We start from the raw sequence: 23,395 nt of genomic DNA, 5'->3' as shown, positions 1-23,395 counted from the left end.
CGTGACCCGCAACGTCCGACCGGAGGGGAAGGCGTCGTCCGGGCTGGAGGGCGTCCTGCCGCTGTCACCGCTGCAGGAGGGCCTGCTGTTCCACTCCCGCTACGCGGGCCACACGGGCGCGGACGAGGACGTCTACACGGTCCAGCTCGCCGTCGACCTCGCCGGGCCGCTGGAGGGGCCACGGCTGAAGGCCGCGCTGGCCGCGCTGCTGCGGCGCCACCCCAACCTGCGGGCCGGCTTCCGCACCCTGCGTTCGGGCAAACCTGTCCAGATCGTCCCGGACCAGGCCGAGGTGGGCTGGCGGGAGGCGGACCTCAGCGGGCTGGACGAGGCGCCGCGCGAGGCGGAGGCGACCCGGCTCGCGGACCGGGACCGCACCGAGCGGTTCGACCTGGCCAAGCCCCCGCTGATGCGCTGTCTGCTGCTGCGTCAGGGTCCCGAGCTGCACCGGCTGGTGATCACCAACCACCACATCCTGCTGGACGGCTGGTCGACCCCCCTGATGCTGCGCGAGCTGTTCACCGTCTACGAGCGGGGCGAGGCCGCCCTGCCGCCGGTGACCCCGTACCGCGACTACCTGAAGTGGCTGGCGTCGCAGGACCGCCCCGCGAGCGAACAGGCCTGGCGCAAGGCGCTGGACGGACTGACGGGACCCACCCGGCTGACCCCGGCGGAGCCGGGCCGGGCGCAGCGGATGCCGGAGCGCCTGGAGACGCTGCTGCCGCCCGGCCTCGCCGAGGCCGTGCGGCGGCTGGCGGCCGGGCACGCGGTGACGCTGAGCACGGTGCTGCAGCTGGCCTGGGCGGTGGTGCTCGGCCGGCTGACCGGACGGGACGACGTGGTGTTCGGTGCGACCGTCTCCGGCCGGCCCGCCGAGGTGCCCGGCGTGGAGTCCATGGTCGGACTGTTCATCAACACCGTCCCGGTGCGCGTCCGGCTGCACGACGCCGAGCCCGTCGCCGAGGCGCTGGTCAGGCTGCAGGACGAACAGTCGGACCTGGGACCCCACCAGTACCTCGGCCTCAGCGACATCCAGGCCCTCACCGGGGCCGGCGAGCTGTTCGACACCACCCTGATCGTCGAGAACTTCCCCGTGGACCCCGCGACGGCCTCCCGGCTGCCCTCCGGGCTGCGGCTGGTGGGAGCCAAGGGCCGGGACGCCACGCACTATCCGCTGACGCTGGTCGTGGCCACGTCCCCGGACGGGCTGCGGGTGCGGGTGGACTACCGGTCCGACCTGCTGGAGCGGTCCATGGCCGAGTCGGTGCTCGAGCGCCTGGAGCGGGTGCTGCGCGCGGCGGTGGCGGAGCCGGAACGCACGGTCGGGGAGATCGACGTCCTGGGCGCGGCGGAGCGCGGGCGGCTGCTCCTCGGCCGCAACGACACCGCGCGCCGGCTGCCGCCGTCACTGGTGCCGGAGCTGTTCCGGGCCCAGGCGGCCCGTACACCGGACGCGGTGGCGGTCTCCGACGGCGAGGCGGCCCTGTCGTACGCGGCGCTGGACGCGCGGGCGCGCCGGGTGGCCGGGCGGCTCGCCGGGCACGGGGCCGCCCCGGAGTCGGTGGTGGCGCTGCTGGTGCCGCGTTCGGTGGACGCGGTGGTGGCGATGGTGGGGGTCATGGCCGCGGGGGCGGCGTTCCTCCCCGTGGACGTGGACTTCCCGGCGGAGCGCGTGGCGTTCGTGCTCCGGGACGCCTCGCCCGCTGTGGTGGTGACGACCCGTGAGGTGCAAAACCGGCTGCCCGCGGGCCTGGACGTCCCGGTCGTGCTGCTGGACGAGATCCAGCACGAGATACAGCACGGGACGGAGAACCAGCCGGAGCCGCTGCCCCCGGTGGCGGTGGAGCCGGGCCATCCGGCGTATGTGCTGTACACGTCGGGGTCGACGGGGCGGCCGAAGGGCGTGGTGGTCCCGCACGGGGCGCTGCGCAACCTGCTGACGTCGCTGTCGCCGTCGGTGGAGCTCGGGGCGGACGACCGGTGGCTGGCGGTGACCACCTTCGGTTTCGACATCGCGCTGCTGGAGGTGTTCCTGCCGCTGCTGTCCGGCGCCGAGGTGGTGGTGGCGGGGCGTGAGGTGGTCCGCGACCCGGTGGCGCTGGGCCGGATGGCGCGTACCCGGCGGGTGTCGGTGATGCAGGCCACGCCGAGCCTGTGGCGGGCGCTGCTGGAGGCGGACCCGGAAGCGGTGGAGGGGCTGCGGGCGCTGGTCGGCGGGGAGGCACTGGACGGGGCGCTGGCATCGGGGCTCGCGTCCCGCGCGGTGTCGGTGCGGAACATGTACGGGCCGACGGAGACCACGATCTGGTCGGCCGCCGCGGCGGTCGAGGCGGACGCCCCCGTGCTGATCGGCCGGCCGCTGGCGAACACGCGGGTGTACGTCCTGGACGGCGGGCTGCGCCTGGTGCCGGACGGGGTGGCGGGGGAGCTGTACGTGGCGGGCGAGGGGGTGGCACGCGGGTACCGGAACCGGCCCGGGCTGACCGCCGAGCGGTTCGTGGCCGATCCCTTCGGCGCGCCCGGGGCGCGGATGTACCGCACCGGCGATGTGGTGCGCTGGGCGGGGGAGGGTGCGCTGGAGTTCCTCGGCCGCGCGGACGACCAGGTCAAGATCCGCGGCCACCGGATCGAACTGGGCGAGGTCGAGGCCCATCTGCGCGCCCGGCCCGGGGTGACCGACGCGGTCGCGTCCGCCGTCCCCGGCCCGGAGGGCCGGCCCCGGCTGGTCGGATACGTGGTGGGGGCACCGGACCCGGGGGCCGTACGGCGGGCCCTGGGCGAGGCCCTGCCGGAGTACATGGTCCCGTCGGTCGTGGTCGGCCTGGACTCTCTCCCGCTGACCCCGAACGGCAAGGTGGACCGCAAGGCGCTGCCGGTGCCCGAGGCGGCGTCGGCCGCGCCGGGCCCGGGGCCGCGCACGGAGCGGGAGGAGATCCTGTGCGGGCTGTTCGCCGACGTCCTGGGCCTGGCCCGGGTGGGGGGCGACGACAGCTTCTTCGACCTGGGCGGCCACTCGCTGCTCGCCACCCGGCTGATGGCGCGGATCCGCGCCACGCTCGGCGCCGACCTGCCGATCCGTGTGCTGTTCGAGTCGCCCACCGCCGCCGGCCTCGCCCGCCGCCTGGACGGCGGCCCGGCCGCGCGGGCGGCCCTGACGCCGCGCCCCAGACCGTCGGCGGTGCCGCTGTCCTTCGCCCAGCGGCACCTGTGGTTCATCAACCAGCTCGACACCACCAGCCCGCTGTACAACATCACGCTGACCGTGCGGCTGCGCGGCGCCCTGGACCGGGCGGCCCTGGAGGCCGCGCTGGGCGATGTGACCGCCCGCCACGAGAGCCTGCGGACGGTGTTTCCGGTGTCTCCCGCCCTCGACGGCGAGCCCTGCCAGCGGGTGTTGGACCCCGCCGAGGTGCCGGGTCCGCCGCTGCGCGTCGTCGATACGGACGAGGGCGGCCTCGCCGCGGCCCTCGAGGGGGTACGGGAGGGCTTCGATCTCACCTCCCAGCCGCCGCTGCGGGCGACCCTGCTGGCGCTCGGACCCCGGGAACACGTCCTGGTCCTGGTGGTCCACCACATCGCGGGCGACGCGTGGTCCGTGGGCCCCTTCGCCGCCGACCTGGCCTCGGCCTACACGGCCCGGCTGGGCGGCGAGGCCCCCGCCTTCGAGCCGCTGCCGGTCCAGTACGCCGACTACACCCTCTGGCAGCACGAACTCCTCGGCGACGACGCCGATCCCGACAGCGAGCTGTCCCGCCGGCTCGCCTACTGGAAGACCGCCCTGGCCGGGGCGCCCGAGAAGCTGGACCTGCCCACCGACCGCCCCCGCCCGGCCGCCCTCACCCACCAGGGCGGCGTGGTGCCGTTCACGCTCGCCCCCGAGCCGCACGCCGCCCTGCTGGCACTGGCCCGTTCCACCGCGACCACCCCGTTCATGGTGGTGCAGGCGGCCCTGGCAGCCCTGCTGACCCGGCTGGGCGCGGGCGAGGACATCCCCATCGGCACCCCGGTGGCCGGGCGCGGCGACGCGGCCCTGGACAAGGTGGTGGGTTTCTTCGTCAACACGCTGGTGCTGCGTACGGACACCTCGGGCGACCCCACCTTCCGCGAACTCCTGGCCCGGGTGCGGGAGACGGACCTGGCGGCCTACGACCACCAGGACCTGCCGTTCGAGCGGCTGGTCGAGGAGCTCAACCCGGAGCGCTCGCTGGCGTACCACCCCCTGTTCCAGGTCCGCCTGGTGCTGGACGACTTCGACCGCGACCGGGTGGAGCTGTCCGGCCTGACCAGCGTCGGCGGCGTGGACACCCCACTGTCCGAACAGGCCGGGCGGGCCAAGTTCGACCTGCTGGTCCAGGCGGCGCGACAGCGCGCCGAGGACGGCGCCCCGGCGGGCCTGGCCGGGACCATCACCTACGCGGCGGACCTGTTCGACCGGGCATCGGTGGAGGCGATCGCCGGGTGGCTGGTGCGGCTGCTGGAGGCGGTGGCGGCCGATCCGGGGCGGCGGATCGGCGCGGTGGAGCTGCTGGACGCGGCCGAGCGCCACGAGGTGCTGACGCTGCGGAACGACACCGCGCGTGAGGTGCCGGCCGGTTCGTTCCCGGAGGTGTTCCGGGAGCGGGTGGCGGCGGCGCCGGAAGCGCCGGCGGTGGTGTGCGGACCGCCTGAGCCGACCTCCGCGCCGACCTCCGCGCTGACCTACGCGGAGCTCGACGCGCGGGCGAATCGGCTGGCACGGCTGATCCGGAGGCGGGGCGTCGGTGCCGGGTCGCTGGTCGGGCTGGCCCTGCCGCGCTCGGTGGACGCGGTGGTGGCGATGCTGGCGGTGGGCAAGGCGGGGGCGGCGTATGTGCCGTTGGACCCGGAGTCCCCGGGGGCCCGGCTGGGTCTTGTGCTGGAGGACGCGCGGCCGTCTTTGGTGGTGACCTGTGCCGGGGTGGCACCGGCGTGGGGATCGACCCCGGCGCTGGTGCTGGACGCGCCCGAGACGGCTGCGGCGCTGGACCGGGAGTTGGCCGACGACCCCGGGGTGCCGGTGCCGGCGGGCGAGGTCGCGTATGTGATGTACACCTCGGGCTCCACCGGCCGGCCGAAGGGCGTGGTGGTCGAGCACGGGGCGCTGACGGACTACGTGGTGCGCTGCGTGGCGGCCTATCCGGGGCTCGCGGGGCGGACGCTGCTGCACTCGCCGCTCTCGTTCGACCTCGGACTGACGGGCCTGTACGGGACGCTGGCGGCCGGCGGCTGCCTGGTGATCGCCGACCTGGACGAGCGGCTGTCGGTGCCCGGCGGGGTGACCTTCGCCAAGGTCACCCCGAGCCATCTGCCCATCCTCGAGGCGTTGCCCGACGCGTGCTCGCCGACCGGGCAGCTGGTGGTGGGCGGCGAGGCGCTGCGCGGCGGTCAGCTGTCCGCGTGGCGGGCCCGGCATCCCGAGGCGGAGGTGGTCAACCACTACGGCCCCACCGAGACCACGGTGGGCTGCCTGGACCACCGGATTCCGGCCGGGGCGGCGGTGCCGGAGGGGGCGGTGCCGGTGGGGCGCCCGATGGAAAACACCCGGGTGTACGTGCTGGACGCGCGGCTGTCACCGGTGCCGGACGGCGTCCCGGGGGAGCTTTATGTGGCCGGCCGCGGCGTGGCGCGCGGGTACTGGGGGCGGCCGGGGCTGACGGCCGAACGGTTCGTGGCGGATCCGTACGGCCCGCCGGGGGCGCGGATGTACCGCACCGGGGATGTGGCGCGCTGGACGCGCTCCGGTGAGCTGGAGTTCGTCGGCCGCGCCGACGACCAGGTCAAGGTGCGCGGCTACCGGATCGAGCTCGGCGAGGTGGAGGCGGCGGTCGCCTCGCTTCCCGGGACGGCCGGGGCCGTCGCCGTCGTACGCGAGGATGTGCCCGGGGACCGGCGGCTGGTCGCCTACGCCGTGCCCGCCGCGGGCGCGCGCGTGGGCGCGGCGGCGGTACGCCGCGAACTCGCGGCGGTGCTGCCGGAGTACATGGTGCCGTCCGCCGTGGTGGTGCTGGACTCGGTGCCGCTGACACCGCACGGCAAGGTCGACCGGGGCGCGCTGCCCGCGCCCGAGCTGTCCGGGGCCGGCCGGGGGCCGCGCACGCCCCGGGAGGAGATCCTGTGCACGCTGTTCGCCGACGTGCTGGGCGTGGCCCGGGTGGGCATCGATGACGGCTTCTTCGACCTGGGCGGTCATTCGCTGCTCGCCATCCGGCTGTTGTCGCGGATCCGCGCCACGCTGGATGTGACGCTGCCCATCCGCGCGCTGTTCGAGACGCCGACCGTGGCCGGGCTCGCGCCCCGCCTCGCCACCGGGCCGGCCGCGCGCGCGGCCCTGACGCCGCGCCCCCGGCCGGACGCGATTCCGCTGTCCTTCGCCCAGCGCCGCCTGTGGTTCATCAACCGGCTGGAGCCGACCGGCCCGCTGTACAACATCTCGCTGGCGATGCGGCTGCGCGGCGCCCTGGACCGGGTGGCCCTGGAGGCCGCGCTGGGCGATGTGGTGGCCCGCCACGAGAGTCTGCGGACCGTCTTTCCCGAGACGGACGGCGAGCCCTGCCAGCGGGTGCTGGCCCCCGCCGAGGTGCCCGGCCCGCGGTTGCGGACCCTCGACGTGGCCGCGGACGACGGGGCCAGCGGCGACAGCGGCCTCGCCGAAGCGATCTCCCCCCTCGTCGGGGAGGGCTTCGACCTGACCATCGAGCCCCCGCTGCGGGCCACGCTGCTGGCGCTCGGGCCCCAGGAACACGCCCTGGTCGTGGTGTTGCACCACATCGCGGGCGACGCGTGGTCGGTCGGTGCCCTCGCCGCCGACCTGGCCTCGGCCTACGCGGCACGCCTGGGCGGCGAGGCCCCTGCCTTTGAGCCGCTGCCGGTCCAGTACGCCGACTACACGCTCTGGCAGCGCGAACTCCTCGGCGACGACAGCGATCCGGGCAGCGAGATGTCCCGCCAACTGGCCTACTGGACAAACGCGCTGGCGGACCTGCCCGAAGAGCTCCCCCTGCCCACCGACCACCCGCGCCCCGCCTTCGGCCCCCAGCGCGGCGCGGGGCTCCGCTTCCACCTCGACGCCGAGCTGCACGGCGGGCTGCTGGCGCTCGCCCGCCGGAGCGGCACCAGCCTGTTCATGGTGGTGCAGGCCGCCCTGGCGGCGACGCTGACCCGGCTGGGCGCGGGCGAGGACATCCCCATCGGTACCCCGGTGGCCGGTCGCGGTGACGCGGCCCTGGACGAGGTGGTGGGCTTCTTCCTCAACACGCTCGTGCTGCGCACGGACACCTCCGGGAACCCCTCGTTCCAGGAGCTGCTGGACCGCGTCAAGGAGACGGACCTCGCCGCGTACGACCACCTGGACCTGCCGTTCGAGCGGCTGGTCGAGGAGCTCAACCCGCGGCGGTCGCTGACCCGTCACCCGCTGTTCCAGGTGATGCTGACCGTGCAGAGCACCCGGGCCGCCGAGCTGAGGCTGCCCGGCCTGACCGTCGTCGGCGTGCCCGGCGAAAGCCGGTGGGCCCGGTTCGACCTCTCCTTCGGCCTCGGCGAGCTGCGCACGGCCGACGGCGAACCGGACGGCCTGGAGGGCCTGGTCGACTACTCCACCGAGCTGTTCGACGCGCCCACGGTCGAGTCGGTGCTGGCGCGGCTGGAGCGCGTCCTGCGCGCCGTGGCCGCCGAACCGGACACGCGGGTCGGGGACATCGAGATCCTGACGGCGGGGGAGCGGCGGCGGCTGCTGTACGGCCACGGCCACGGCCACGACCACGACCACACGGCCGCGCCGCCCCCGTCGCCGCTGATCCCGGCGCGGTTCGAGGCCCAGGCGGCCCGTACACCGCACGCCGCCGCCGTGATCTGCCGGGGCGTCACCCTCTCCTACGCGGACCTCGACGCCCGCGCGAACGGCGTGGCGCACCTGCTGGCCGGGCGGGGCGTCGGCCCCGAGTCGGTGGTGGCGCTGGCCCTTCCGCGCTCGGTGGACGCGGTGGTGGCCATGCTGGCCGCGGGCAAGGCGGGCGCCGCGTTCCTCCCGGTCGACCCAAACTTCCCGGCCGACCGGGTGCGGTTCGTCCTCGGCGACGCGGCGCCCGCCGTGCTGCTGACGGCCCGTGAGGCGCTGCCACGGCTGCCCCAGGACCTGGGCGTGCCCGTGGTGATGCTCGACGAGGCCGCGCTCGCCGAGCGGCCGCCGGCCGTGGTCGCGCCGCGGCCCGAACACCCGGCGTATGTGCTCTACACCTCGGGGTCCACCGGGCGGCCCAAGGGCGTGGTCGTCCCCCATGGCGCCCTGAACGGTGTCGTGTCGGCGGTGGCCCCGTCGGTGGGCCTGGCGCCGGGCGACACCTGGCTCGCGGTGACCACCTTCGGGTTCGACATCGCGCTGCTGGAGGTGTTCGCGCCGCTGGTCTCGGGCGCCCTGCTGGTGGTGGCCGACCAGGAGATGGTGCGCGACCCGCGCGAGCTCGGCCGGGAACTGCGGGCGCGGCCCGGGGCGGTGGCCCAGGCGACGCCCAGCCTGTGGCGGGCGCTGCTGGAGGCCGACCCGGCGGCCGTCGACGGCCTGCGGGTGCTGGTCGGCGGCGAGGCGCTGGACCACGCGCTGGCGTCGGCCCTGGCGGAACGGGCCGCCCGGGTACGGAACATGTACGGGCCGACCGAGACCACCATCTGGTCCACGAGCGCGCCCGTGACGGCGGACCGTCCCGACGGGCCGCCGCCCATCGGCACACCGCTGGCGAACACCCGCGGATATGTGCTGGACGCGAGGCTGCGCCCGGTCCCGTACGGTGTCGCGGGCGAGCTGTACCTCGCGGGCGGCGGCCTGGCCCGCGGCTATCTGGGCCGGCCGGGCCTGACCGGCGTACGGTTCGTGGCCGACCCGTACGGTCCGGCCGGGGCGCGGATGTACCGCACCGGCGACGTCGTGCGCTGGTCGGCCCGCGGCGAGCTGGAGTTCCTGGGCCGCGCCGATGACCAGGTCAAGGTCCGCGGCCACCGGATCGAACTGGGCGAGGTGGAGACGCGGCTGCGCGCCCGGCCCGGCGTGGCGGACGCCGTCGCGGCGGTGCTGCCGGGCCCGGGCGGCCACCCCCGGCTCGTCGGGTACGTGGTGGGAGACGACCTCCCGGGCGATCCGCGCGCGGTGCGGGAGGCGCTGGCCGCCCAGCTGCCGGACTACATGGTGCCCTCGGTGGTGATGGCGTTGGACGCCGTCCCGCTGACCCCGAACGGCAAGGTGGACCGCACGGCGCTGCCGGTGCCCGAGGCGTCGTCGGGCACGCCGGGCCCGGGGCCGCGCACGGCGCGGGAGGAGATCCTGTGCGGGCTGTTCGCGCACGTCCTGGGCGTGGCCGAGGTGGGGATCGACGACAGCTTCTTCGACCTGGGCGGCCACTCGCTGCTCGCCACCCGGCTGGTCTCCCGCATCCGCACCGCCCTGGGTGCCGAGGTGCCCCTGCGGGCCGTGTTCGAGACCCCCACCGTCGCGGGTCTCGCGGCGTACGCGGGGCGGGCCTCTGCCGCCCGGCGGCGCCCCGCGCCCCGGCCGCGCCCGGACAGGCCGCCCCTGTCGTTCGCCCAGCGCGGGCTGTGGGTGCAGGGCCGGCTGGAGGACACCGGCCCGCTGTACCACATCCCCCTGGTGGCCCGGGTGCGCGGCGCCCTGGACCGGGCGGCCCTGGAGGCCGCGCTGGGCGATGTGGTGACCCGCCACGAGAGTCTGCGGACCGTCTTCCCCGAGGTGGACGGTGAGCCCTGCCAGCGGGTGCTGGCCCCGGCCGAGGTGCCCGGTCCGCTGCTGCGGGCCGTCGAGGTCACCTCGCCGGACGCCGTGGACGAGGCCCTGGCCGCCGCGCGCGGCGAGGGCTTCGACCTGACCTCGCACCCCCCGCTGCGGGCGACCCTGCTGACGCTCGGGGCGCGGGAGCACATCCTGGTGCTGGTGCTGCACCACATCGCCGGTGACGCCGGGTCCGTCCGGCCGCTGCTGCGCGACCTGTCCGTCGCCTACGCCGCCCGCCGGGGCGGCACCGCCCCGGGCTGGGCCCCGCTGCCGGTCCAGTACGCCGACTACGCCCTCTGGCAGCGGGAGCTGCTCGGCGACGACGGCGATCCCGACAGCGAGATGTCACGGCAACTCGGCTACTGGGCCGAGACCCTGGCCGGTCTGCCCGAGCAGCTGGCCCTGCCCGCCGACCGTCCCCGCCCCCCGGAGCAGAGCCACCGCGGCGGTGTGGTGCCCTTCGAGCTGGACGCCGGGGTGCACCAGGCCGTGCTGGCGCTGGCGCGCTCCCGCGGGGCCACGGCGTTCATGGTGCTGCAGGCGGCCCTCGCCGCCGTGCTGACCCGGTCGGGAGCGGGTGAGGACATCCCCATCGGCACCGCGCTGGCCGGACGCGGCGACGAAGCGCTGGACGACCTGGTGGGCCTGTTCGTCACCATGCTGGTGCTGCGCACCGACACCTCAGGGAACCCCTCGTTCCAGGAGCTGCTGGACCGGGTGCGGCAGACGGACCTGGCCGCCTACGCGCACCAGGACGTGCCCTTCGAGCGGGTGGTGGACGCGGTCAACCCGGCCCGGTCGCCCGCGTACCACCCGCTGTTCCAGGTGGCGCTGGTGCTGGACAACTTCGCCCGCCCCGACGCGGCCCTCGACGGGCTGCGCGGCGACGAGGGCACGACCCCGCCCGTCGAGGGCATGACCCCGCCCGTCGAGGGCCCTGGCAAGGCGAAGTTCGATCTGTCCGTGCGGCTGCGTGAGCGGCGCTCCGCCGAGGGCGGCCCCGAGGGCCTGACGGGCTCCTTCGCCTACGCGCGGGACCTGTTCGACCCGGCCACGGTGGACGCGCTGGTGGCGCGGTTCGTCCGGCTGCTGACCGCGGCCGTCGCCGACCCCGGCCGCCCGATCGCCGAGGTGGAGATTTTGGACGCGGTGGAGCGCCACCAGTTGCTGCGCGGCTGGAACGACACCTCCCGTCCGCTGCCCGGCACGCTGGTGCCCCGGATGTTCGAGGAGCAGGCGGCCCGCATCCCCGAGGCCCCGGCCGTGCGATGCCAGGACACCACCGTGTCGTACGCGGAGCTGAACACGCGCGCCAACCGGCTGGCCCGGCTGCTGGTCGAGCGGGGCGCCGGTCCGGAGCGGCGGGTCGCGCTGATGGTGCCGCGCTCCGTCGAGATGATCGTCGCCGTGCTCGCGGTGCTGAAGTCGGGCGCGGCGTATGTGCCCGTGGACAGCGCGTACCCGGCCGACCGGATCGCGTACATGCTGGACGACGCCCGTCCGGCGCTGGTGGTGACCACCACCGAGACGGCGCGCACCCTGCCCGAGACGGCGCCCGGCACCCGGGTCGTCCTGGACAGCCCGGCCACGGCGGAGGAGTCGCTGGGCCTGCCGGGGACGGACCTGACCGACGCGGACCGCCGAGCGCCGCTGACCCCCCGCACCCCGGCCTATGTCATCTACACCTCGGGATCCACCGGGCGCCCGAAGGGCGTGGTCGTGGAGCACCGCTCCGTCCCCAACATCGTGCTGGCCAGAATCGGGCCCTACGGGATGGGGCCGGGCAGCCGGGCGCTCCAGTTCGCGTCGCTGAGCTTCGACGCCGCCATGTCCGAGATCTGCACCCCGCTGAGCGCGGGGGCGTGCCTGGTGCTGGGGCCGGCCGACATGCTCGCCCAGGCGGACGAGCTGCCCGAGCTGATCCGCCGCTACGGGATCACGCACGCCACGCTGCCCCCGGCGATCCTCACCCAGCTGCCCGCCGACAGCCTGCCGTCCGTACGGAACCTGGTGATCGCGGGCGAGGCGGCCCAGCCGGGACTGGTGCCCAAGTGGGCCGCCGGCCGGCGGATGTTCAACGCGTACGGGCCCACGGAGACCACCGTCTCGTGCACCATGGCCGGTCCGCTTCCGGCCGTGGACGGCATACCGCCGATCGGTGGCCCGCTGCCGAACCTGCGCACCTACGTCCTGGACGACCTGCTGCGGCCCGTCCCGGTCGGGGTCCCCGGCGAGCTGTACGTGTCCGGGATCGGCGTGGCCCGGGGCTATCTGGGGCGTACCGCCCTGACGGCGGAGCGGTTCGTGGCGGACCCCTTCGGACCCCCCGGGGGCCGCATGTACCGCACCGGCGACCTCGTACGGTGGCGCGCCGACGGGCAGCTGGAGTTCGTGGGCCGCGCGGACGGCCAGGTCAAGATCCGCGGCTTCCGTATCGAACTGGGCGAGGTTCAGGCGGGGTTGGAGTCCCTCCCGGAGGTGGGCCAGGCGGTCGCGCTGGTACGGGAGGACCAGCCCGGCCAAAAGCGCCTGGTCGGATACGTGACCCCGGCCCCCGGCGCCGGCGGCGGCGGCGTCGATGTGGAGCGGATCCGCGCCCGACTCGGCGAGCTGCTGCCCGACTACATGGTCCCGGCGGCCCTGGTGGTGCTGGAGCGCATCCCCCTGACGGTGAACGGCAAGGTGGACCGCGAGGCGCTGCCCGCACCCCGGGTGCCGGCGCGCCGGGCACGACCGGAGGACGACGCGGGCCGCCGCCCCGGCAACCGCCCGGAAGAGATCCTGTGCCAGGTGATCGCCGACCTCCTCGGCCTGCCGCACGTCGGGGTGGACGACAACTTCTTCTCCCTCGGCGGGGACAGCATCACCGCCCTCCAGGTGGCCAGCCGGGCCCGCCGGGCCGGCCTGGTCCTCACCCCTCGCGACCTCTTCCGCCACCAGACCGTGGCGGAACTGGCCGCGGCCGTGCGGGAGCCCGAGCCACAGGAGGCGGAGCGGCCCCGGGGCGACGGGGTCGGAGCCGTACCGCCCACCCCCGTCATGCGCTGGCTCGCCCAGCGGCGCGGACCCCTGGCCCACCTCAACCAGTCGGTCCTGCTGGCCGTCCCGGCGCTCGGGCTCGCCCCGCTGACGGCCGCCGTGCAGAGCCTGTTCGACCACCATGACGCCCTGCGGGCCGTTCTGTCCGGCACGCCGAAGGGCATCACCTGGGGGCTGAAGGTCACCCCGCACGGCAGCGTGCGGGCCGAGGACCACATACGGCGGGTGGACATCAGCGGACACCCCGACGGCTCCGCCGAACTGGCCGCCCTGGTGGCCGCGGAGGGCGAGGCCGCGCGGCTGCGCCTGGACCCGGAGTCCGGGTCGCTGTTCCAGGTGGTCTGGTTCGACGCCGGAGCCGACCGGCCGGGCCGGCTGCTGCTGATCGCCCACCACCTGGTCGTGGACGGGGTGTCCTGGCGCGTTCTGATGCCCGACCTGGTGGCCGCGTGGCAGACCGCCAAGGACGGCGGGACGCCCCGGCTCGCCCCGGTCGGCACCTCGCTGCGTCGCTGGGCGCAGCTGCTCCTCGCCGAGGGCCAGAACCCGGAGCGCGCGGCGGAGCTGGAGCTGTGGACGGACATGCTCGACGGACCCGACCCCCGGCTCGGCGCCGACGCGTTCAACCGCTCCCGGGACACCCGGGCCACGGCCGAGCACCTGACCGTACCCTTCCCCACGGACCTCACCAGCGCCCTGCTGACCGCCGTACCGGAGACCTACCAGGCGCGGATCAACGAGATCCTGCTGACCGGGCTCACCCTCGCCGTGGCCAGCTGGCGGGAGCGGCACGGCTGGGGCGCCGACCGTACGCTCCTGGTCGACGTCGAGGGGCACGGCCGGGAGCAGATCGCCGACGAGGTGGACCTGTCCCGCACCGTCGGCTGGTTCACCAGCGTCTATCCGCTCCGGCTGGACCCGGGGGAGCTGGACCTGGACGAGGCCCTCACCGGGGGCCGCGCGGTCGCGGACGCCCTGAAGCGGATCAAGGGCCGGGTCAGGGAACTCCCGGACAACGGCCTCGGATACGGACTGCTGCGCTATCTCAACCCCGACACCGCCGGACCGCTCGCCCAATACGGCGCGCCGCAGATCGGATTCAACTACCTGGGCCGGATGAACGGCGGCGCGCTCGGCGAGGGCCCCGAGCCCGCCGCGTGGTCGATCGCCTCCCACCCCGAACTCCATCTCGCCCCGGCCGACGGCGACATGCCCTTCGCGCACGCCCTGGAGATCAGCGCGATCACCCGGGACAGCCCGGACGGCCCCGGCAGCTCGGGCGGGCCGCGGCTGAGCGTCAACTGCAGCTGGCCGGGCGCCCTGTTCACGGCGGCGGAGATCCAGGACCTGGTCGACACCTGGCAGCGGGCGCTGCGCGCGCTGGCCGACCGGGCGCGGCGGCCCGGCGCCGGCGGACTCATCCCCGCCGATCTGCCCCTGGTCCACGCCACCCAGGCCGAGATCGACGCCTGGGAGGCGGAGCCCGGTGGGGTGGCGGACGCGCTCCCGCTCTCGCCCCTGCAAGAAGGGCTGCTCTTCCACGCCCTGTACGCCGGCACCGGGCCCGATGTCTACACCATGCACATGGCGCTGGACCTGGAGGGCCCGCTGGACGCCGGGGCGCTGCGGGCCGCCGCGCGGGCCCTGCTGGAGCGCCACCCCAATCTGCGCGCCCGATTCCGCCACCGGGCCGCGGGCGACGCGGTGCAGATCATTCCGCGCCACGCCGAGCTCCCCTGGGAGGAGTCGGACCTGTCCGGCCTGACGGGGCCCGAGCGGCAGGCCGAGCTGACCCGGCTCACCGAGGAGGGCCGCCACCACCGCTTCGACCTCGGCCGGTCGACGCTGCTCGGTTTCCGGCTGATCCGCGTCGAGCCGGAGCGGCACCGGCTGCTGATCCTCAAGCACCACATCCTGCTGGACGGCTGGTCCGTGCCGCTGTTCCTGCGGGACCTGATCGCGCTCTACCACCACGGCGGCGACCCGGCGGCCCTGCCCCCGGTGGTGCCGTACCGGAACTATCTGACCTGGCTCGCCGAGCAGGACCCCGCGGCGACCGAGGACGCCTGGCGCCGGGCCCTGGCCGGGCTGACCGAGCCCACCCTGCTGGCACCCGCCGACGCCGGCCCCCCGGACCGGATGCCCCAGACCATCGTCCGGGAGCTGCCGCCCCCTCTCACGACGGCGCTGCGGGACCACGCGGCCGGCTCAGCGGTCACCATCAACACGATCCTGCAGGGCGCGTGGGCGGTGCTGATCGGACGGCTGCTCGGCCGCGACGACGTGGTCTTCGGGACGACGGTCTCCGGCCGCCCCCCGGAGATCCCCGGGATCGAGTCCATCGTCGGCCTGTTCATCAACACCCTCCCCGTACGGGTCAGGCTGGACCCGGCCCGCAGCTGGCGGTCGGCGGTGGCCGGGCTCCAGTTGGAGCAGTCCGCCCTCAGTGCCCACCACCAGATGGGGCTGGCCCGGATCCAGCAGCTCGCGGGGGTCGGCGAGCTTTTCGACACTCTCGTGGTCTACGAGAACTTCCCCCTGCCCCCGGCCGGCGGCCGGCCCCCCACCGAGCTGCGCGCCAGGGCGTCGGAGAGCCGTGCCGCGGCGCACTACCCGCTGGCGCTGATCGCCTCCATGACACCGGGGGGACTGCGGCTGCGGCTGGACTACCGGCCCGAGCTGTTCGACCGCCCCGCCGTGGAAACGCTGCTGGACCGGCTGGTGCGCGTGCTCGAAGCGGTCAGCGCGGACCCGGACCGGCCCGTCGGCCGGATCGACATCCTCGGCCCGGACGAGCGGCGCCGGCTGGTGGACGGCTGGAACGGTGACCAACCGCCCCCGCCGCCGGGGGCGATGACGATCCACGGGCGATTCGCCGAGGCCGTGGCCAAGGGCCCGGACGACACCGCGGTCCGCTACGGCGAGCACCGGCTCACCTACCGCGAGCTGGACCGGCGGGCCAACCGGCTGGCCCGGCTGCTGTGCGACCTCGGCGTGCGCCCCGAGACCCGGGTCGTGGTGGAACTCGACCGCGGCCTCGACCTGGTCGTCGCCGTTCTGGCCGTACTCAAGGCCGGAGCGGTCTATGTGCCGCTGGAGCCGGACCACCCGAGGGCGCGGCTGCGGCTGCTGCTGGCCGAGACCGCCGCGCCCGTGCTGCTGACCGACCGGCGGCGCGCCGCGGCCTGGGAGACGGAGCCGGCGGACGGCGTCCGGACGGTCGCCGTGGACGCGGACCCCCGGCTCGCCGCCCAGGCCCCCACCCCGCCCGAGGTCACCGTGGACCCCGGCCAACTGGCCTACGTCATCTACACCTCGGGCTCCACCGGCACCCCCAAGGGCGTGGCCGTCACCCACGAGAACGTGGTGGAACTGGCGGACGACCAGTGGTGGCGGCTGGATCCGGCCCACAAGGTGCTCTTCCACTCCCCGCACGCCTGGGACGCCTCCACCCTGGAGTGGTGGGTCCCGCTGCTGAACCACGGGGAGATCGTGGTGGCCCCGCCGGGCAGGCTCGACCTCGACGCCCTCGCCGAGCTCGTGGTCGAGGAGCGGATCACCGGGCTGTGGGCCTCGGGCGGCCTCTTCCGGCTGCTCGCCGAGGTGCGTCCGGACTGCTTCGCCGGGCTGCGGGAGGTGCGCACCGGCGGCGACGTGGTGCCCGCGTACGCGGTCCGCAAGGCCCTCGCCAACTGCCCGGACACGGTGGTGACCGCGGGCTACGGGCCCACCGAGACCACGGTGTTCTCCACCCGCCACTCGATGCGCGCCGGCGACCCGGTGCCGGAGAGCGTGCCCATCGGCCGCCCGCTGGACGGCACTCGCGCCTACGTCCTCAGCCCCGGCCTGGAGCCGGTGCCGGTCGGGGTGGTCGGGGAGCTGTATCTGGCGGGTTCCGGGGTGTCCCGGGGCTACGAGAACAACCCGGCCATGACCGCGGAACGCTTCGTCGCCGATCCGTTCGGCCCGGCCGGCACCCGGATGTACCGCAGCGGCGACCTGGTGCGGTGGCGCGAGGACGGCCTGATGGAGTTCGCCGGCCGGGCCGACGAACAGGTCAAACTGCGCGGCTTCCGGGTCGAACTGCGCGAGGTGGAGATCGCCCTCACCTCCTGCGGCGGCATCGGCCAGGCAGTGGCCCTGGTCCGGGAGGACCGGCCCGGGGACAAGCGCCTGGTCGGATACGTGGTGCCGGAGCCCGGCGCCCCCGCTCCCGACCCGGCCGCGCTGCGGGCGCGGCTCGCCGCGCGGCTCCCGGACTTCATGGTGCCCTCCGCCCTGGTCGTGCTCGACGCGCTGCCGCTGACCGACCACACCAAGCTGGACCGCTCGGCCCTGCCCGTCCCCGACTACCCCGCGGAACGGGCGCGCCGGCCGCGCAGCCCCCAGGAGGAGGTGCTGTGCGGGCTGTTCGCCGACGCGCTCGGCGTCCCCGAGGTCGGCATCGACGACAACTTCTTCATGCTGGGCGGCAACTCGCTGACGGCCGCCGCCCTCATCAGCCGCATCCGCACCACGCTGGGCTCCCGGCTGAGCATGCAGGCGCTGTTCACCGCGCCGACCCCCGGCGGTCTTTCGGAGCGTCTGGAGGCGGGGCTCGGGCCGGACGAGCACAACAGCCTGGAGGTCCTGCTGCCGCTGCGGACCACGGGCAGCCGCCCCCCGGTCTTCTGCTTCCACGCCGGCGGCGGCCTCAGCTGGCGCTACGCCGGGCTGCTGCGCCATCTGCCGCCGGAGCACCCGGTGTACGGCCTGCAGGCGCGCGCCTTCAGCACCCCGGGCTACCGGCCCGCGGACATCGAGGAGATCGCCGCCGACTTCCTGGAGCGGATCAGGAGCGTGGCGCCCAGCGGGCCGTACCACCTCCTGGGCTGGTCCTTCGGCGGTCTTGTCGCCCACGCCGTGGCCACCAGGCTGCAGGAACAGGGCGAAGAGGTGGGGCTGCTGGCGATGCTGGACGCGTACCCGGTCGCGGCGGGCACGGCCCCGCCCGCCCGGGACCGCGCCGACGAGGCCGGGGAGGCGGACAGCGATCTGATGCGGGCGCTGCTGGAGGTGGCCGCCCCGGGAGCCACCGCTCGCGGCGACGCGCCCGGCGCCGATGAGCCCGGCGCCGCTGAGCCGCTGACCCGGGAGGCGGCTGCCGAGGCGCTGCGCGCCCAGGGCAATCCCCTCATCGACCTGCTCGCCGACAACCTGGAGACGATCCTGCGGGCCTTCGGGGACCATGTGGCCCTCCGGTACGCCTTCGTGCCCCGGGTGTTCCACGGCGACGCGCTGCTCGTCGCCGCCCGGCCGGACGGCGACCAGGGCCCGGGCGACGGCGCCCGGCGCTGGCGCCCCTACGTCGAGGGGCGGGTACTCACCCACCCGGTCCGCTGCCGCCACCAGGAGATGATGCTGCCGGAACCGCTCGCCGAGATCGGCCCGGTCATCACCGCCCGCCTCGAGGAGTGGCGGGACCGCGCCGGCGAGGAGGACCACGCTTGACGGACAGAACCGAGGCCGTGCCCGGCCACCGCCCGTTCCGCTTCGGCGTCCTGGCCGGGGCCTGCCCCGACCTGGCCGCCTTCCGCCGGCTGGTCCGGCGGACCGAGGAGACCGGGTACTCCTCCCTGCTCGTGCCCGACCACCTGGACCAGCGGTGGGGGCCGCTGGTCTCCCTGGCGCTGGCGGCCGGGTGGACCTCGCGTCTCACGCTCGGGACGCTGATGCTCGCGGCCGATCTGCGCCGTCCCGCCGTGCTGTTCAAGGAGCTGGCGACGCTGGACCAGGCGGCGCCCGGACGGCTGGAGATCGGGCTCGGGGCCGGGTGGTTCGCCCCCGACTTCGCGCGGGCCGGGGTACCCATGGACCCCCCGGCCATCCGGATCGCCCGGCTGGAGGAGACCGTCCACATCGTGCGCGAGCTGTGGGACAAGGGCGCGGTGACCTACCGGGGCCGGTACTGCTCGGCCATCGACGCCATCGGCGAACCGCGCCCCGCCCCGGCCCGGTGGGTCATGGGCGGCGGCGGCCGGACGATGCTGCGGACCGCCGCGCGGCACGCGGACATCATCTCCCTGACCGCTCAGCTCTCCGCCGCCCGCAAGGAGGTCCCGCTCGGCGCCAACGCGGCCGCCGAACGCTTCGACCAGCGGGTGGCCTGGATCCGCGAGGACGCCGGGGACCGGCTGGCCGCACTGGAGCTGCAGTGCCTGCTCACCGCCGCGGCGGTGGTCCGCGACAGCCGGGACCACGCCGAGCGGGTCCTGGCCCCGGCCTTCGGACTGCCGCCGGACGAGGTCCTCGACTCGCCCGTGGTGCTCGCGGGCGAGGTCCCGGAGATCTGCGACCGGCTGCGGGCCCGGCGGGAGCGGTACGGCATCAGCTACTGGGTGGTGCCCGCCGCGCGGGCGGAGGAGTTCGAGCCCGTCGTGGCGCGGCTGGCGGGGACCTGAGCCCCGCCGGTGGCCGCCAGGAGTCAGCGCAGAAAGCCGCGGCCCTCCCGCCACCCGGCGTCGACATCGGCCTCCAGCTGGTTCAGCCGGGCCGCCACCACCTGGTCGAAGCCGTCCATGAAGTACTCGTCGCCGGGCCTCGGCGCGACATGGACGCGCTCGTTCACAAAGCGCTCCACGACGCCGGAGAGCGAGGAGCCGGGCCCCACCCGCCCCGCGATATAGCGGTCCGCCCCGGGCAGGCCGGGGAAGCCCGCCTCGCGGTAGAGGTAGACATCGCCCAGCACATCGACCTGGACGGCGGCCTGGGGGTGTGCGGCGGGCCGCATGGTCTCCGGGCGGATCCGCACCAGCTGCGCGTCGGCGCCGGACTTCAGCGCGTGCAGCGCATAGCCGTAGTCGACGGCCAGGGTGGGCGTCACCCGCCGGACCTTCTCCTCGAACTCCAGCAGGATCCGCCGCAGCTCGGCGCGCTCCTGGACGGACAGGGCGCCGTCGGGCCTGCCGCTGTAGTCCTCGCGCAGGTTCAGGAAGTCCACTGGCCGCTCGGGAGCGACGGCGTTGAGCTCGGCGATGAAGTCCACCACGTCCAGCAGCCGTTCGGCGCGCCCCGGCAGCACGATGTGGTTCAGCCCCAGCCGTACCGGAGCCTCGCGCTCGGCGCGCATCCGCTGGAAGCGCCGCAGGTTCGCGTCGACCCGGCGGAAGGCGTTCCGCTTCCCGGTGGTGGCCTCGTACTCCTCGTCGGTCAGGCCGTACAGCGAGGTGCGGATGGCGCCCAGGTCCCACAGCCCGGACTCGCCGGCGAGCGCCTTCTCGGTCAGCGCGAAGGAGTTCGTGTACAGCGTCATCGAGAACCCGCGGCCGGCCGCCCGGCTGATCAGATCGCCGAGGCCGGGATTGGTGAGGGGTTCGAGACCGCCCGAGACATAGAGCGCGTGGGGGTTGTCGGTCGGCATCTCGTCGATGACCGACGCCAGCGCCGCGTTTCCGTTTCCCAGCGCGGAGTGCGGATAGCGGGCCCCGGTCACCCGGACGCAGAAATGGCAGCGGAACATGCAGGTCGGCCCAGGATAGAGGCCGACGATATGCGGAAACGCGGGCTTGCCCGCCAAGGCCGCGTCCAGCACCCCGCGCTCCTCCAGCGGCAGCAGGGTGTTCGACCAGTACTTCCCGGCGGGCCCCGCCAGCACCGCGGAGCGCAGCTCGGGAAGGCGGGCGAACAGCTCCAGCAGCCGACCGAAGCCACCCCGGTCCAGGCCGAGTTCGCGCCGCACCTCCTCCAGCGGGGTGAAGGGACGGTTGCCGTAGTGCCGGGCCAGACCGACCAGGTCGGCCGCCGCGGCGTCCGCCTCCTCCGGCGGGCAGTGGCCGTCCGCCACCAGCAGCCGCCGTACGGCCGCGGCGGCCTCCTCCCGGTCGCCGCCGGGAGCCGCGCAGCGCGCGACGGCCTCCGCCCTCGGATCGCTTGCCGGAGTCATCTCGGTCACCCCTTCTGCCGACGGGCGGTCACGTCCGGGCCCTTGGCGACGACCAGCCGGATGACGTCGCAGATCCGCCGGATGCTCTCGCGGGAGACCGACGAGCCCGTCGGCAGCGCGAGCACCCGTGACGCCAGCCGCTCGGTGTGCGGAAGGCGGACCGGCTGCCGGGACCGGTAGGGCTCCAGCTCATGGCAGGCGGGGGAGAAGTACGGCTTCGCCATGACGTTCTCGGCCCGCAGCACCTCGATGAGCAGATCCCGGCTGAGGCCCGTCAGGTCCTCGTCGAGCTCGACGATCACATACTGGTAGTTGTTGGACTCACGCTGGTCGTGGGGCACCACGAAGATGCCGGACGTCGCGGCCAGCTCCGCGAGATAGCTCTCGAAGTTGGCCCGGTTGCGCTCGACCGCCCCCTCGAAGGCGTCGAGCGAGGTGAGCGCCATCGCGGCGGACGCCTCGCTCATCTTGCCGTTGGTGCCCCCGGCGGGGCTGCCCCCCGGGGGCAGGCCGATGCCGAAGTTCTGCAGGGAGCGGATGCGCTGGGCGAACGCGTCGTCGTCGGTGACGATCGCGCCGCCCTCGAAACCGTTGACCACCTTGGTGGCGTGGAAGCTGAAGACCTCCGCGGTGCCGAAGCCGCCGATCGGGCGGCCGCCCACGGTGCAGCCGATGGCGTGTGCCGAGTCGAAGAACAGGGGCAGTTCGTGGTCGGCCGCGATCTTCTCCAGCTCCTCCACGGGACACGGCCGACCCCACAGATGGACGCCCACGATCGCGCAGGTCCGCGGCCCGATCGCGCCGGCCACACAGGCGGGGTCCAGCTGACCCGTCAGCGGGTCGATGTCCACGAACACGGGGTCGAGACCGATCCAGCGCACCGCGTGTGCCGTGGCGACGAAGGTCAGCGAGGGCATGATGACCTCACCGGTCAGCTCCGCCGCCTGGCACACCAGCTGCAGCGCGACCGTGGCATTGCAGGTGGAGACGCAGTTGCGAACGCCCGCGAGCTCGGCCATCCGCCCTTCGAATTCCAGGGCCAGCGGCCCGCCATTGGAGAGCCACCGGTTGTCCAGCGCCCAGTTGATCCGGTCGAACAGCCGACCGCGGTCCACCGGGCCGGGCGAGCCGACATATAACGGATGCAGGAAGGCGGGCCGCCCTCCGAACAGCGCGAGATCACCGATTCCCCGTTTCACGGCACTCCCAGGGTCGATATCCGGGCATACATTCCTTGCTGCCCCGCGATTTCCGCTCGCATGTGGGGACCGATTCACCTGCTTCAGCAGCCGCAGCCTACAACTCCATTCCCGGCCATGCCAGATGTTGTTGGCGAAGACCGGGGAGACCCGGAACAGGCAGTTTCGCGTATAGGTCGAGTACAGTCCGTCCGGGCGCCCGCAGGGCAATATCTGGGTTTCGGTGGAAGTAGCGCCGCATAAAGACGCGTGCCCTTCTGCCGTAACGCCGCATTCGTGATTTCGGGACGTTGAGGAGAGACCGAATGACGAACCCGTTCGAGAACCCTGACGGCCGGTATGTCGTTCTGGTCAATCACGAGGGTCAGCACTCGCTGTGGCCGCAATTCGTCGAGGTGCCCGAGGGGTGGACGATCGTCCACCCCGAGGACAGCCGCCAGGCGTGCCTGGACTACATAGAGGAGCACTGGACGGACATGCGGCCCAAGAGCCTCATCGAGCAGATGGGTGGCTAGCGACGGAATCGACCGGATCGGCCGGCCCCCAGGGAGGAGAGTGGATGACCGCGTCCGAGGCAACGGCGGTACGGGCCGGGAAGAGCCAGGGGCTCACCGGCTGGAGCGGTGACGACGAGTACTTCGCCTTCCGTGAGTACCGGGAGTTCCGTCCGCGAGCCGTCATCGACGTCCTGCGGGGCATCAGCGCGGGTGTCGTCTTCCGCGGCATGGTGAGCCCCGCTCCGTGCGCCGAGCTGTCGGCCAGGTTCTGGGCCAGCCCCGACCGGCTGCGGCGCAGCACCGAGGCTCCGAGCTACTACCTGGGCACGTACCACTACCACAAGACGACCGCCGACTACCTGGACGACTCCGAGCGGACCGCCGCGGCGCTGGACCGGGTGCTCGACATCCCCGGCGATCCGCTGACCGCCTTCTACGGAGGGCTGGCCGAGGCACTCGCCCCGGAGGGGGTGACCGTGCGGCCGGCCGAGCACGGCGGCCGCCGTGCGTGCCGCGCGCTGCTGCGCTCCTGGCACGGCGACGGGCGCTACGCCCTGGACCCGCACGAGGACCGCTCCCAGTGCACCGAGCCACAGCAGGCGGACTTCGAGATCCAGCGGGTGGTCGACCACCAGGTCACGGCCCTCAACATCTGCCTGGAGAACGGCGACGGCGGCCGGCTGCTGGTGTGGAACATCCGGCCCGACGACGCCTCCAAGCAACGGCTGGGGCTGCACTACACCGGCTCGCCGTATCCGCCCCAAGCGCTGGAGGGCATCGCGCGGCAGGAGATCGACATCGCCCCCGGCGACGTGTACGTCTTCAACGGCACGCATGTCCACGCCGTGGAGCCCAACACCAGCGCAGGCAGCAGGCGCACCACCCTGGCGGGCATCTTCGGGTTCATCGACGACGCCACGGTGGTCACCTGGACCTGATGAGGGCG

At 74.5% G+C, this 23,395-nt stretch carries 6 protein-coding genes; 4 read left to right on the top strand and 2 right to left on the bottom strand.

Annotation, left to right across the window (positions count from 1 at the left end; translation table 11 throughout):
• Position 1 precedes the first annotated feature (1 nt).
• Entirely contained in the window at positions 2-18,322 is an 18,321-nt protein-coding gene (locus PV419_RS07045; RefSeq protein ID WP_319686865.1) for a non-ribosomal peptide synthase/polyketide synthase, read from the top strand.
• Positions 18,319-19,272, top strand: a complete 954-nt coding sequence (locus PV419_RS07040) for a TIGR03621 family F420-dependent LLM class oxidoreductase (protein WP_319686864.1) — start codon at positions 18,319-18,321, stop codon at positions 19,270-19,272. The genes PV419_RS07045 and PV419_RS07040 overlap by 4 nt, the downstream gene beginning before the upstream one ends.
• Positions 19,273-19,295: 23 nt before the next feature.
• Here PV419_RS07040 and desII read toward each other — a convergent pair whose 3' ends face one another.
• Positions 19,296-20,753, bottom strand: a complete 1,458-nt coding sequence (desII, locus tag PV419_RS07035) for a dTDP-4-amino-4,6-dideoxy-D-glucose ammonia-lyase (RefSeq protein WP_319686862.1) — start codon at positions 20,751-20,753, stop codon at positions 19,296-19,298.
• A 5-nt stretch (positions 20,754-20,758) separates the two neighbouring features.
• Positions 20,759-21,952: a dTDP-4-dehydro-6-deoxyglucose aminotransferase gene (locus tag PV419_RS07030; RefSeq protein ID WP_319686861.1), complete on the bottom strand. Its 1,194-nt coding sequence runs from the start codon at positions 21,950-21,952 to the stop codon at positions 20,759-20,761.
• A gap of 305 nt (positions 21,953-22,257) precedes the next feature.
• Here PV419_RS07030 and PV419_RS07025 point away from each other — a divergent pair, with 305 nt between their 5' ends.
• Positions 22,258-22,467 (top strand): MbtH family protein, encoded by a 210-nt coding sequence (locus tag PV419_RS07025; RefSeq protein ID WP_319686860.1) that lies wholly within the window; start codon positions 22,258-22,260, stop codon positions 22,465-22,467.
• 44 nt (positions 22,468-22,511) lie between these two features.
• Entirely contained in the window at positions 22,512-23,387 is an 876-nt protein-coding gene (locus tag PV419_RS07020; protein WP_319686859.1) for a hypothetical protein, read from the top strand.
• Positions 23,388-23,395: the final 8 nt, after the last annotated feature.

This window comes from Streptomyces sp. ME19-01-6 (assembly GCF_033793745.1).
Taxonomy (GTDB): domain Bacteria; phylum Actinomycetota; class Actinomycetes; order Streptomycetales; family Streptomycetaceae; genus Streptomyces.
Note: the sequence above shows the minus strand (reverse complement) of the source record. Positions and strands in the feature narration are given on the sequence as shown.